Source organism: Nostoc sp. DSM 114167 (assembly GCF_052692655.1).
Genome location: NZ_CP195116.1, coordinates 7,922,645 through 7,936,284, shown reverse-complemented (window position 1 = coordinate 7,936,284; position 13,640 = coordinate 7,922,645). Strand labels below are relative to the sequence as shown.

Here is a 13,640-nt window from a genome sequence, read left to right as displayed (position 1 = left end):
TTCTGGATGCTGAATTTTTACGTTTGTAGTAAGCACTTTAGTGCTTAGATGAGAGTTAGAACCACTCGCTACGAACTTATCAAAATTAATTTGGTGAACTAGATACAAACTCTCGCTTCAGTCAATCACTAAAAAAATAAGCTGATTCGAGGGTAATTTGTTTCGTTACCAGCCCATAATTCAACCATTTTCAATTAATAAATCAATGCTAAAAACTATTTTTCCTAGCTTTTTTATTTTATTTTTGGCAATTCCAGCAGTTTGGGCAGCACCTCCAGAAGACGATCCGAATGCAGTAGATGCTAATCGGACTTTGCAGGGACAAGTCACTTCTGTTTCTCAGTTTTCTGATGTACAACCAACTGATTGGGCGTTTGGTGCATTGCAATCGTTGGTGGAACGCTACGGTTGTATTGCAGGTTATCCCAATTCCACCTATCGCGGCAACCGTGCCTTAACCCGTTATGAGTTTGCGGCAGGTTTAAATGCTTGTTTGGATCGGATTAATGAGTTAATTGCTACAGCTACTAGCGATTTAGTTAATAAGCAAGATTTAGCAGTAATGCAAAAGTTGCAGCAAGACTTTGCCGCAGAACTGACAACTCTGCGCGGACGAGTAGATACTTTAGAGGCACATACAGCAACATTAGAGGCGCAGCAGTTTTCTACTACCACTAGGTTGAATGCTCAAATTATTACCGCCATTAGTGATACCTTTGGCGATCGCGTCGGTGGCGAAGATGATGAATCCCACATCTACTTTGCAAATCGGGGTCGTCTCAACTTTGAGAGTAGTTTCACTGGCAAAGATTTATTGCGAGTCCGGCTAGAATTTGGTAACTTTGCGAATTCCAATGGTGTCAGCCAAATTGCCGCAGCCACAGGCACAGGGATGACACGCCTGAACTTCGATTATGACAGCAACGAGACACTTTATGTCCCCCACATCCGTTATTACTTCCCAGTTAGTGATTCCCTTAACTTCGTTGTTGGGCCTACAGGCATTGGTTACACCGACATTTCCACCACCGTCACTCCCCCCACAATTGCTGACGACGGCAATGGAGTTCCCTCATTATTTGGATCGTACAGTCCCTTATTCCGGCGAGGTGGCGGTGGTGCAGCCGCTAACTGGAACATCACCAAAGACTTGGTTCTCACCTTGGGTTATTTAGCAAACAATCCCAATGTGCCATCGGCTAGTAACGGCTTGTTTGATGGCGGCTACAACGCCTTAGCGCACTTAGCCTATTATGGTAAGCAAGGAGCGATCGGTGTTGCCTACTCTCATGGCTATAGCCCTGGTGGAGTACCCGATATCTCCGCCGGGACGGGTAGCGTCTTGTCAAACGCTCCCTTTGGCAACAACATTGCTACTTCCAACGATATTGTCGGCACACAGGGATACTATCGCTTCTCCCCGAATTTCCAAGTCCACGCTTGGGGTGGATATATTTGGGCAAATGCCGAGAGTTCTGGTTTGAGTGATGTTTCCAATGGTAGAGGTGGAACAGATTCTCTATTTGTGAACAATGGTGCCAATGCCAATGTCTGGTTTGGGGCGATTGGTGTTTCGTTTCCCGATGTGGGTGGTAGAGGCAATCTCCCAGGAATTCTCTTTGGTATACCACCCCATGTCTCTAACAGTGATGTCCGTCAAGACCGAGACAACGCTTACCATATCGAAGCATTTTATCGCTACCGCTTGAATGACAACATCTCAGTTACTCCTGGTTTTTGGGTGATTCTCAACCCAGAAAACGATAGCAGAAATGATACGCAGTATGTGGGTGTGCTTCGCACAACCTTCGATTTTTAACCGAATAGACCTCTTGCAAAAATCCTTGAATCACCCCTCCCCAACCCTCCCCGTATGTGTTGGCTACGGTGTACACACATCTCTAAAAATCCTACCCACCCAATATTTCTGTTCAAGTGAAAGTCTCACACTGAGCAAATATCCCGCCCGGAACTTTAGTTCCGGGCTGATAAGCGAAAGTCCTCTAAAAGAGGACTAAAGAAGAAATTTAGTTTAGTCTTCTTTTAGAAGACTTTGGTTATGAGACTGGGAATTTATTCCGAGGCAGGATAGATACACTGCACCACCCGGATTTCTCACCACACCTCTTAAAGCCTGTGCAAGTGCCGGGGAGAAGTAACTCGTCAAGAAGTAACTCGTCAAGAAGTAAGAAGTTTTTACTCATTACTCATTACTCATTACTCATTACTTCTTTTCTGCTCCATCAAACGTCTTGAGAAGAGTGAGAAATGCGGGACCAACATTTGTGTGTACACCGTAACTTGTGAAGGGGAGGGCGCAAGATTTCAAGTTTCCCCCCAATATATCGCAGGGATGTTTCACAATCCAAAATCTAAAATCTAAAATCCAAAATTGTATAAGGGGGGGTAATTTGACTTGTGTATACACCGTAGCTTTTTAACGGGGTCGCCGTGGGCGGGGGGATCTTAACCGAACCGTATTTGTGTAGCGACTACTCCCAAGTCTGTAGCGACTACTCCCAAGTCTGTAGCGACTACTCCCAAGTCTGTAGCGACTACTCTCAAGTCTGTAGCGACTACTCTCAAGTCTGTAGCAATTACTCTCAAATCTGTAGCGACTACACCCAAGTCTGTAGCGACTACTCCCAAGTCTGTAGCGACTACTCCCAAGTCTGTAGCGACTACTCTCAAGTCTGTAGCGACTACTCCCAAGTCTGTAGCGACTACTCCCAAGTCTGTAGCGACTACTCTCGTGTTTTCTAGCCCTTGTCCTCGTACATGAGTAATTATATACCGAGATATTACTGGTATAAGCTAAAAATTTTATTATGAGAAATTGCGATTTATGCTGAACCGAAATCGGGTTTAATTGAGGCAAGCTAGTTTTAGAAATATCTTAAAAGAGAAAAATTATGTCTCGTCAAAAACGTACATCCCGCGTTTTAGAAAAAGCTGAATTAAGAGCATCTGGGATGAAATCGATTATTCCCAGCATTAAATTTGAAGAAGATTATACTTTAGAAAAACTGATTGATTCAATCGAACAGTTACGTAATAAAATTGATGTTCATAATAGCGCTCTGGCTATAGTTGACTCTACTTTAACAGAAGTTGAAGAGATGGAAAAAAACTTGAAGCAGCTTTCTGAGAAAATGTTAATGGTGGTTGCTATTAAGTACGGCAAAGACAGCGCTGAATATGAAATGGCGGGTGGTGTTCGTAATAGCGATCGCCTCCGCAAAATGAGAGCTAGCCGCTTAAAAAATCTTGCAGAACAAGCATCAGATAAGAATGGAAAAACCGCATAAAAAATGAGGTAATATCATTTTGGATTTTGGATTTGAGATTTTGGATTGAACAATCTAAAATCTCAAAGGTGTTTCTACCTCTGGCTGAAGCAAGCTTTCGATCGCAATTGGGATATCCAAAATTTTCCATTTTATAGCAGGGGACAGGGAACAGGTGACAGAGGACAGGGTTGAAAGTCTCTTGGTGTCTAGGTTCTATATTCAGTTTATGTCCTAACCTACCTGGCGACCGCTATATCGCCAGACATTAGAAATTGCTATGGAAGATATAGAGATGAAAATTTCATACAGAGGTGCAGCGCAGTGTTAGCCTGCTGACCGCAACAAACGAGTAAAACCTTCTTGCTCAAAGTGTTTATCAGTTGTTAATGCCTCCATAATTCCTTGCCTACGCATCAACACAAAGCTTATAGCATCACATAATGAATAAGTTTTATCCTGTCTTGCTAACAATAAATCTATTGCTTCTTGATGTAGCGGCTGATCAACCCATACAATTTGAACGTTTGAATTGTTGATCAGTTCAAGGCTGTATGACAGTACAATTGAACGGGAAAAGCCTCGAACCAATGCTAGAGCCACTAATTCTGCTAAAACATAGTTGTGCGTAAGCCGAGTTCTGCTTGTAGTAGCAATCAGTTCAACTGCCTTTTCATGTTGTGGCTCATCTTTATGGAGAAAGCAGAGCAATCCTGACGTATCAAGCAGCATAATCTACATTCCAATGCTTAAAAATCATTGGTGTAAGCTTTTGCCAAGTCAGCATCAATGCTTTCGTTATCTATACCTGTGGCATAACCCAAGCTAATTGCACCTGCATAACTAAGTAACCGTTGACGTGCTTCTTCTGGCTGAACTTCTGGTTGTAGCTTTGTACCAGTTAGAAGATCGTGCTGCCCATCAAGAGATGTCACAATCAATTCTGCTACCGAAACCCCGATGGCATCAGCTTGCTGCTGCAAAGCTGCATAGACATCATCACTTAATTCCAGTGTTAGCAGTTGGCTCATAAGAATAAACGATTTCAATTAAAGCTAGGGCAATTATAGCTTTTTTCCACAAATATTCTGAAGCGGTTCGGCTCATTCATATTTCATATATGAATTCGAGCGTAAGCCTAGCCTGTCATAGACATCGCAGGAGCGCTATATCTAGTAGCACCAGTTTCAGTCGGGGTTTAAATCCCCGTCTGAAATGTCTTTAATTTTGAATTTTGAATTTTGAATTTTGAATTGTTAATCTTCCTGTTTTCCCAAATACACCTCAATCACACGAGAGTCATTTTGCACTTCTTCAAAATTACCTTCGCACAGCACCGAACCTTCGTGTAACACTGTTACTTTCTTAGCAATTTGACGCACAAATTCCATATCATGTTCAATTACTAAAATTGAATGACTCTGCGCTAGTGCTAAAAGTAGTTCGCCAATGTTGTAGGTTTCTTCATCTGTTAAACCAGCAACGGGTTCATCTACAAGTAATAAATCTGGAGACTGTGCTACTAACATTCCAATTTCTAAACGTTGCTTTTCTCCGTGAGAAAGTAAAGCTGCTTTGATATCGGCTTTCGGCGTTAAACCGATGGTTTCTAATAATCCTTTAATATTATTCTTTTCCACAGCATGAGAACGTTCAAATAAAGTAGAAAAGACATTTTTCTTCTTATGACTGGTAATGTCTAAATTTTCGCGGGCCGTTAAGTTAAGGTAAATTCGAGGTGTTTGAAACTTGCGTCCAATTCCCAATCGGGCAATTTTATATTCAGGTAAAGAACGCAGGTTTCTTCCTTTGAATAAAACTCGCCCCACGGTTGGCTGAACTTTCCCCGTAATTACATCCAGAAAGGTTGTCTTTCCCGCACCATTGGGGCCAATTACGACTCGTAATTCTCCCACATCCATACTAAAGTTAAGCTGGTTTAAAGCCTTAAAACCGTCAAAGCTAACAGTTACATTTTCAGTTTCCAATATTTTCGCGTTCATGTTGCACTTCGGGGTCTTCTTCTAAGGTGGGATATGTAGCAATTTCTTGACGACGGTGGAAAAAAGAAATATTCTGACTGCGCAACCATCCCACAATGCCGTCGGGAAGGACTGTAACGACTATCAAAAATAGTGCGCCTTGGAAAAATAGCCAGATTTCAGCAAATTGTTCGCTTAAAAAAGTGCGGGCATAATTTACTAACAAAGTTCCCACAATCGCCCCAATTAAAGTAGCGCGTCCCCCTACAGCTACCCAAATTACCATTTCAATGGAAAAGGCAATATCCATTGCTCTGGGTGATACAGAACCACTCTGAATCGTGTAAAATGCTCCTGCTATACCTGCGATCGCACCGGAAACTGCAAACACCAACACCTTAAAATCTGTAGGGTCATAGCCAGAAAATCGTACCCGACTTTCATCATCACGAATCGCTATCAACAACCTGCCAAAGCGTCCAGTTGTCAACCAGCGACAAATTCCGTAGGTGGCTGCGAGAAACACTACCGTCAGTGTGTAGAAAACAAACTGCGTCTTGGCATCGCTCACCGTTGCGCCAAACAAAGTTGTAAAATCTATCAGTCCGTTCGTGCCGTTGAAAAATTGTTGTTGACCGTTAAAGAAGTTGAAAAATACAATCGTTCCGGCTTGAGTCAAGATAGAAAAATAAACTCCCTTGAGGCGATTTCGGAAAACCAAATATCCTAACAATCCCGCCAATAACCCCGGAATTAGTACCACAGCAGCTATTGTCAAAGGAAACGAATAAAAAGGTTGCCAAAAACTGGGAAGTTCTGTAACCCCATAAAGACTCATGAAATCAGGCAATTCTCCAGTGGGGACTTGCAGCTTCAGGTACATTGCGATCGCATATCCACCCAAGCCAAAGAAAATACCATGTCCCAAACTTAGTAAACCAGTATAACCCCAAATCAAATCGATACCCAAAGCTGCGATCACCAGCGATAAAAATCGTCCCAACAAATTCAGGCGAAACTCCGTAAGCAGCAGTGGCATGATAATTATAAGGAGGAGTGCGATCGCGACTACCACCCCCACTTCAATTAAAATTAACCTTCCCCCCTTCTTTTTCATTCTCTACCTCCTCTGCGTCTTGGCGGTTTAAACATCAACAGTACGTCCCTTCTGCGGAAAAATTCCCCCAGGCTTCCACTGCAAAAACACAATAATCAGCGCAAATACCATCACCTTGGCCATACTTGTGGTGGCAAAAAAAGTAAAGAAATCTACCAAAGGTTTAACAGGAGTCAACAACAAAGCCAAAGTTCCAGAACCAATTAGAAAATTAGCCGTACCAATACCCAACGCCGCCACAATCGTCCCGGCTAAATTACCCACACCTCCAACGACAACCACCATAAAAGTATCAATAATATAGTTTTGTCCCGTATTTGGCCCCACAGAACCGAGTAAACTAATTGCACATCCCGCCACACCAGCTAAACCAGAACCCAGTGCAAAAGTAATCGCGTCCACCTTTTGAGTTGGGATACCCAAACAAGCACTCATACTCCGGTTTTGTGTCACCGCCCGAATTCTTAAACCCCAGCTAGAACGTTGTAAAAATAAGTAAATTCCTGCCACACAGATTATTGTTAAAACAATAATAAATAATCTGGCAAAGGGTAATTGCACACCACCTAAAGATATCCCTGCTTGTAACCAAGTCGGTGCTGTTACATCCACATTTTGAGCGCCAAACCAAGGTTGAGTTACTGCTAACTGATAAGTTTGACTTAATAAATTGCCCGTTGTGATTGTCACCCCCAGCGATAATAAAAATATCACCGCTACAATCCAGTTACGAACCCTTCCCAAATCAGTGCGAGAATTTAAAATCCATAAACCTCCAAAAAACAACAAAGAAAATAAACCTAGACCAATTATCAATACCCAATTCACACTGCGAACAAACTGCTGAAAAATTAAACTTACTCCCCAAGTTGCCAGTAAAGTTTCTAATGGGCGTCCATAGAGATAACGAATCACACCTCTTTCTAAAATCAATCCCACAGCAGCCGTGAATATAAATGCAATAATCAAAGCCAAAAATATATAGACTTCAAACCACACCCCACCCAATTGTTTGCAGACATTTTGCACAACAAATGTTGTATAAGCGCCGAACATCATCAATTCACCATGCGCCATATTGATGACGCCCATCAAGCCAAATATAATCGCCAGCCCCAACGCCGCGATTAATAATACCGCGCCAATACTAATACCATTAAATACAGCTTCTAAAAATCCTGCTAACACTTATTTCTCCACAAAAACTATCAGCGAGTAGTTAGTATCTCGTGTCCCTCGTTCCCAGCAAAAAAATTGTAGGTTGGGTGGAGGCTTTGCGTAACCCAACATCCTGATATATGTTGGGTTGCGCTCCGCTCCACCCAACCTACGTCTACTAATGACAAATGAATTAAACTTTCTTGTACTTACCACCCTTAGCAGGGTCACTCCAATCACAAGCAAATCCCTTAGTTTCTTTCACAAATTGATTCCAAGGAACTGGCTCAACTGCTGTTGGAGTAGCATAGACAATATCAAATAAACCATCTTGTCTAACTTGACCAATCCGCACAATTTTAGATATGTGATGATTGGCATCCAGTGTCACTTTACCTTCAGGTGCATCTAGAGTTTGACCATAAGCCGCAGCGCTTACCTTAGCTATGTCTGTAGTACCAGCTTTTTGGACTGCTTGTTTCCACAAATAAACTGCAATGTATGCAGCTTCCATTGGGTCATTTGTCACCCGATTTTCACCGTACTCTTTTTTGAAAGCTGCTACAAACTTCTTATTAGCAGGTGTGTCTACTGTTTGAAAATAGTTCCAAGCTGCATAATGACCTTTGAGATACTCTACACCAATTGCTTTCACTTCTTCTTCAGCAATACTCACAGACATAGAGGGATATTTATCTGGTGTCAATCCAGCCCCTTTTAATTGTTTGAAGAAAGCAACGTTGCTATCACCATTTAAGGTGTTGTAAATCACGCCACCATTGGGCAAATTTTGCTTGATTTTAGTGATAATTGGTGTAACTTCTGTATTGCCTAGAGGTAAATAATCTTCACCAACTGTTTTTCCGCCTAAAGCTTCTAATTGAGCTTTAATGATGGTATTAGCTGTTCGGGGAAAAACGTAGTCAGAGCCAACTAAGAAGAATTCTTTGCCCTTATTTTTTAACAGCCAATCAACAGATGGTTCAATTTGTTGATTGGGTGCAGCGCCAGTGTAGAAAATATTTTTAGAACACTCTTGACCTTCGTATTGCACGGGATACCAGAGCATGTGATTTTTGCTCTCGAATACTGGCTTAACATTCTTGCGGCTAGCAGAAGTCCAACAACCAAAAACTACAGCGACTTTATCTTGATCGATTAGCTTAGTTGCCTTTTCTCTAAAAGTATCCCAGTTAGAAGCGCCATCTTCGGTAATTGCTTCAATTTGTTTACCTAAGACACCACCAGCTGCGTTAATTTCTTGGATTGCTAACTTTTCAGCATCAACAACGCTTTTTTCACTAATAGACATCGTACCACTCAAAGAGTGCAAAATACCTACTTTGATTGTGTCACCAGCAGTAGCCGCCGCTGGTGAAGCCGTAGGAGGTGCGGCTCGACTCTCTGTCGCAGTTGGAGAATTATTCGCGCAAGCTTTCAAAAAAAAGCTGCTGCCAAAAGTTAAAGAACCGTAGATTATAAACTTGCGCCGATTAAATTGCCTTCTCATCTTTTTATGAATTTTCCTGTAGATGAATCAGCTAACTTAATAGAAAGCTGACAATATCAAACTTTAAAGTGTGATAATAGTGCGATAGTTTACTAGTAAAAAGTGACGCCTTATACAAAAAAGTTTGTTTTTGTAATAAAAAACAAACTTTTTAAGATTAAGCTTTATTAACTTTATAAAGATTCTCATATCTATGTAACACGTTATGGAAGAATAAAACCTTTCTCTTCCACAAACGTCTTTGATTCTAAACAGTTAAAAACTGCCAAGTATCTAAGCATAATTAAATTTCAAGTTTGTAGTAAGGACTTCAGTCCCGATAATCCTTGCTCTGAGCGATAAATCGCTCACTACAAACTATGAGTTGATTGTATATAGGACTTACGCATTGACAGGAAATGGACTATGTGCATCCCCTTAAAGGGAAGTGAAGCGGGATGAATTAACATAGGTCAAAGCCTCATGCTGGGGAGCCTACTCCCAGTATACTTTGCCTAAAAGAAGACATTCTCGGCAAAGTTAAGCATCTAAAAATCCTGGAGTGAAACACTTGTCAAGTTATGTTTGAATGTCTAGATTGCAATAGGTGACAGTTTCCCTAGCATGACGCCAATGTATAAGCTAGAACCAACTAACTTAACACTAATCTCATTCTTTAGTTAGAGGTTAGGTTTAGTTGAAAGCTTTAAGGTTCAGGTGTTGATTTGTAGTTGTTAATTTTTTTAGTAGTCTAGAAGGCTGATACGAAGGGTAAATTTTTTCAAGAGACTTCTACATGCCTCTCGCTAATAAGCTTTTATTCTACACTATTCTCCGCTCCTGGTATTAGGGTTTGGACAAATTTGTTTGTCCAAACTGCGATAAACAAAGCACCATACAGCAAGCACGGGAGATAATAGACATGAGCCAACCAATTAAAGTTGAAAAGACGGTAACGATTAGCAAACCAGCAGAGGAACTTTACCGCTTTTGGCATAACTTTGGGAACTTGCCGCGTTTCATGAAGCATCTCAAAGACGTAAAAGTACACAATAATAAGCGATCGCACTGGACGACCAGTGGGGTGTTAGGTGTGAGTGTTGAATGGGATGCAGACATCATTGAAGATCGGGAAAACGAATTGATTGCTTGGGCTTCGGTTGAAGGTGCAGATTTTGATAACTCTGGTTCTGTCCGCTTCCAGCCAGCACCGACCAATCGCGGTACAGAGGTAAAGGTCGTCACGAAATATAATAACCCGCCTGGTGGTGCGATTGCATCTGTGTTTGCCAAACTCTTCGGCGAAGAACCAGAACAGCAGATTGGAGATGATTTACGCCGCTTCAAAATGCTGATGGAAGCAGGGGAGATTGCAACAACAGAAGGTCAACCAAAGGGAGGTTAAAGATTATGAAAGCAGTTTGCTGGCACGGCACTAACGATGTACGGGTGGAAACAGTGCCAGATCCAAAAATCCTCAACCCGCGCGATGCCATCCTCAAAGTTACATCAACAACCATTTGTGGTTCTGACTTGCACCTCTACGATGGCTACATTCCGACGATGCAACCGGGTGACATTTTGGGTCATGAGTTCATGGGGGAAATCGTCGAAACTGGCAGTGAAGTCAAGAAACTGAAAAAGGGCGATCGCGTAGCTGTTTCTTCGATGATCGGCTGCGGTCAGTGTTTCTTCTGCCAAAAGCAGATGTGGTCGCTGTGCGATAACTCCAACCCCAACGCTTGGATGCAGGAGAAGTTGTTTGGCTTTGGTACGTCGGGTATCTATGGCTACTCACACTTGTTTGGTGGTTATGCTGGTGGCGACGCGGAATACGTGCGCGTGCCATTCGCTGATTTCGGCGCTCTCAAACTTCCCCAAGACATTCCCGATGAAAAACTGCTGCCGATCAGCGATGCCTTTCCCACCGGCTACATGGGAGCAGATTTATGTAATATTCAGCGTGGAGATATCGTCGCAGTCTGGGGTTGTGGTCCGGTCGGACAATTCGCCATGCGTAGCGCCTATATGTTGGGTGCAGAGCGCGTGATTGGTATCGATCGAGTTCCCCACCGTCTGCAACTGGCTAAGGACTTTGCTAAAGCGGAAACGATCAACTATGAGGAAGTCGATGCTGGCGAAGCCCTAAAAGAAATGACAGGTGGTCGCGGTCCCGATGCTTGTATTGATGCAGTGGGAATGGAAGCACACGGTATGGGGCTGGAAGGATTCTACGATGAAGCGAAGCAAAAAGTCGGACTAGAAACCGATCGCCCTACCGTGCTGCGGCAAGTAATGCTTGCTTGTCGTAAAGGCGGCACCCTGTCAATCATGGGCGTTTACGCTGGCTTTGTAGACAAGATGCCGATGGGTGCTTTCATGAACAAAGGCTTGACGCTTAAAACCGGACAAATGCACGGGCAGAAGTATATGCCGAGGTTGCTGGAGAGCATTGTGGCGGGCGAAGTCGATCCATCTGCTGTATTCACACATCGCTTGCCCCTAGCAGAAGCCAAACAAGGCTTCGAGCTTTTCAAACACAAAAAAGACGGGTGCGTAAAAGTTCTCTTGCTGCCCTGAAATGGCTCATAGAAGACTGGCTAATAGTTAATAGTCGTTCAATTAACAAAAAAGGAAAAACAATGAAAGCACTTTGTTGGCACGGGGCTAACGATGTACGAGTTGATACAGTACCCGATCCAAAAATCATCAATCCGCGTGATGCGATTGTTAAAATCACGTCAACGGCGATTTGCGGTTCTGATTTACATCTTTATGACGGTTACATCCCCACGATGGAAAAAGGCGACATCCTTGGTCATGAATTTATGGGGGAGGTCGTCGAGCTAGGCAGTGCCGTCAAGAATGTGAAGATAGGCGATCGCGTTGTCGTCCCCTTTACCATTTCCTGCGGCTCCTGTTTCTTTTGTCAAAAAGATTTGTGGTCGCTGTGCGATAACTCCAACCCCAACGGCTGGATACCGGAAAAACTGATGGGTTATTCTCCATCTGGTCTTTTCGGCTACTCCCATATGATGGGCGGTTATGCTGGAGGTCAAGCTGAATATGCCCGCGTTCCCTTTGCCGATGTCGGTTTATTCAAGATTCCTGATGGACTAACAGACGAACAAGTCCTGTTTCTGACGGATATCTTCCCCACTGGCTATATGGCAGCGGAAAACTGTGATATCCAGCCAGGAGATACTGTAGCAATCTGGGGCTGCGGTCCAGTCGGACAGTTTGCCATTAGAAGTGCATATATGCTAGGTGCCGAGCGCGTCATTGCGATCGATCGAGTTCCCGAACGCCTACAGATGGCGAAAGACGGCAAGGCAGAAGTCCTTAACTATGAGGAAGTCGAGGTGGGTGAAGCATTGAAAGAAATGACGGGTGGTCGCGGCCCCGATGCTTGCATGGATGCTGTGGGAATGGAAGCCCACGGTACGGGCCCTGATGCGTTTTACGACCAGGTAAAGCAAGCCGTGCGTATGGAAACCGACCGACCCACTGCCCTAAGGCAAGTGATTGTTGCCTGTCGCAAAGGTGGCACTGTTTCAATTCCTGGTGTTTACGGCGGCTTTGTAGACAAGATACCGATGGGTGCTGCCATGAACAAAGCTTTGACGTTTAAAACGGGACAAACGCACGTTCATAAGTACTTGCGCCCGTTACTCGATCGCGTCCAAAATGGCGATATCGACCCATCTTTTGTAATCACCCATCGTCTGCCGCTAGAACAAGCACCGCACGGCTACGAAATTTTTAAACACAAGAAGGACAACTGTATCAAGATCGTGCTCAAGCCAGGTCAGGCTGCCTAAAACCCCACAAGAACACGAAAAAACCAAGTCTAGCCAACACTTTAGGAGGTAGAGATGACAGAAGAGCTCACAAATAAGAAAGTTGCCATTCTGGTTACAGATGGCTTTGAGCAAGTTGAAATGACTCAACCAAAGCTTGCCCTTGAGTCAGCAGGTGCTCAAACCCACATTATTTCACCGAAGAGCGATCGCGTTCAGGGCTGGAACCATTTTGACAAAGGGGATTTTTTCCCGGTAGATGTCCCCCTCGATCGAGTAAATCCAGCCGACTATGATGCCCTCCTGCTTCCCGGTGGTGTTGCCAATCCAGATCAACTTCGGACTCAAGCTAAGGCGATCGAGTTTATAAAGTCCTTCTTCGATACCGACAAGCCGGTAGCGGTGATCTGCCACGGGCCTTGGACTCTGATCGAGGCAGATGTGGTGCGCGGACGGCGGATCGCCTCGTGGCCGTCGCTCAAGACCGATCTCCAGAACGCAGGTGCCCAGTGGGTAGATCGGGAAGTTGTAGTTGATAACAACCTCGTGTCGAGCCGCAAGCCAGACGACATCCCAGCCTTCAATCGGGAAATGATCGAGCTGTTCAGCCATGCAGGGCAGGTACGGCAGATTGTGTGAGGACTCGGAGCGTTAATCAGGAGAACAGGTATGGAACAAGCAGGGGGAGTACAGAATGTCTTTTCTCCCTCTGCCTCAAGAGCTTCCCCAGCCCAAGGTGCTTGCCACCATGCAAAGTTCACTTGGCGAACTACTAGGTCTAGTTGTATACATCCTGAGGAGATCATG

Annotated in this window: 13 protein-coding genes and 1 pseudogene; 7 read left to right on the top strand and 7 right to left on the bottom strand. The window is 43.8% G+C overall.

The genetic code is table 11. The features are described 5' to 3' along the window. The first annotated feature begins 205 nt into the window (after positions 1 to 205). Positions 206 to 1,819, top strand: coding sequence for an iron uptake porin (locus NSTC731_RS33330; protein ID WP_445628689.1), 1,614 nt, complete (start codon positions 206 to 208; stop codon positions 1,817 to 1,819). A gap of 647 nt (positions 1,820 to 2,466) precedes the next feature. On the opposite strand, the gene NSTC731_RS33325 is transcribed toward NSTC731_RS33330, so the two are convergent. Continuing rightward, positions 2,467 to 2,733 carry a hypothetical protein gene (locus NSTC731_RS33325; protein ID WP_445628688.1) on the bottom strand — a complete coding sequence of 89 codons (267 nt, stop codon included), beginning with the start codon at positions 2,731 to 2,733 and terminating at the stop codon, positions 2,467 to 2,469. A gap of 179 nt (positions 2,734 to 2,912) precedes the next feature. Here NSTC731_RS33325 and NSTC731_RS33320 point away from each other — a divergent pair, with 179 nt between their 5' ends. Both NSTC731_RS33320 and NSTC731_RS33315 read left to right on the top strand, forming a co-directional pair. Further along, a complete protein-coding gene (locus NSTC731_RS33320) occupies positions 2,913 to 3,308 on the top strand; it encodes a hypothetical protein (protein ID WP_445628687.1) in 396 nt (131 codons plus the stop codon). 45 nt (positions 3,309 to 3,353) lie between these two features. Further along, on the top strand, positions 3,354 to 3,482 hold the full coding sequence (locus tag NSTC731_RS33315; protein WP_445628686.1) for a hypothetical protein: 129 nt from the start codon (positions 3,354 to 3,356) through the stop codon (positions 3,480 to 3,482). A 132-nt stretch (positions 3,483 to 3,614) separates the two neighbouring features. Here the strand turns inward: NSTC731_RS33315 and NSTC731_RS33310 are convergent, their stop codons facing one another. The 6 genes from NSTC731_RS33310 to urtA all read right to left on the bottom strand — a co-directional run bounded on the left by NSTC731_RS33310 (position 3,615) and on the right by urtA (position 9,054). Next, positions 3,615 to 4,019: a type II toxin-antitoxin system VapC family toxin gene (locus NSTC731_RS33310; RefSeq protein ID WP_445628685.1), complete on the bottom strand. Its 405-nt coding sequence runs from the start codon at positions 4,017 to 4,019 to the stop codon at positions 3,615 to 3,617. A gap of 17 nt (positions 4,020 to 4,036) precedes the next feature. Further along, complete coding sequence (locus NSTC731_RS33305) at positions 4,037 to 4,318, bottom strand: hypothetical protein (RefSeq protein WP_445628684.1); 282 nt, start codon at positions 4,316 to 4,318, stop codon at positions 4,037 to 4,039. A 225-nt stretch (positions 4,319 to 4,543) separates the two neighbouring features. Then, a complete protein-coding gene (gene urtD / locus NSTC731_RS33300) occupies positions 4,544 to 5,290 on the bottom strand; it encodes an urea ABC transporter ATP-binding protein UrtD (protein WP_445628683.1) in 747 nt (248 codons plus the stop codon). Further along, entirely contained in the window at positions 5,265 to 6,386 is a 1,122-nt protein-coding gene (gene urtC, locus NSTC731_RS33295) for an urea ABC transporter permease subunit UrtC (protein WP_445628682.1), read from the bottom strand. The genes urtD and urtC overlap by 26 nt, the downstream gene beginning before the upstream one ends. A gap of 27 nt (positions 6,387 to 6,413) precedes the next feature. After that, on the bottom strand, positions 6,414 to 7,574 hold the full coding sequence (urtB, locus tag NSTC731_RS33290; RefSeq protein ID WP_445628681.1) for an urea ABC transporter permease subunit UrtB: 1,161 nt from the start codon (positions 7,572 to 7,574) through the stop codon (positions 6,414 to 6,416). A gap of 163 nt (positions 7,575 to 7,737) precedes the next feature. Beyond that, positions 7,738 to 9,054, bottom strand: coding sequence for an urea ABC transporter substrate-binding protein (gene urtA / locus NSTC731_RS33285; RefSeq protein WP_445628680.1), 1,317 nt, complete (start codon positions 9,052 to 9,054; stop codon positions 7,738 to 7,740). Between the two features lie 862 nt (positions 9,055 to 9,916). On the opposite strand from urtA, the pseudogene NSTC731_RS33280 reads away from it, so the two are divergent. The 4 genes and pseudogenes from NSTC731_RS33280 to NSTC731_RS33265 all read left to right on the top strand — a co-directional run. After that, a pseudogene (locus tag NSTC731_RS33280) lies at positions 9,917 to 10,438 on the top strand (SRPBCC family protein); the annotation flags it as partial. A 5-nt stretch (positions 10,439 to 10,443) separates the two neighbouring features. Next, a complete protein-coding gene (locus NSTC731_RS33275) occupies positions 10,444 to 11,613 on the top strand; it encodes a zinc-dependent alcohol dehydrogenase (RefSeq protein WP_445628679.1) in 1,170 nt (389 codons plus the stop codon). Between the two features lie 62 nt (positions 11,614 to 11,675). Then, on the top strand, positions 11,676 to 12,854 hold the full coding sequence (locus NSTC731_RS33270) for a zinc-dependent alcohol dehydrogenase (RefSeq protein ID WP_445632231.1): 1,179 nt from the start codon (positions 11,676 to 11,678) through the stop codon (positions 12,852 to 12,854). 54 nt (positions 12,855 to 12,908) lie between these two features. Next, on the top strand, positions 12,909 to 13,472 hold the full coding sequence (locus tag NSTC731_RS33265; RefSeq protein ID WP_445628678.1) for a type 1 glutamine amidotransferase domain-containing protein: 564 nt from the start codon (positions 12,909 to 12,911) through the stop codon (positions 13,470 to 13,472). Positions 13,473 to 13,640: the final 168 nt, after the last annotated feature.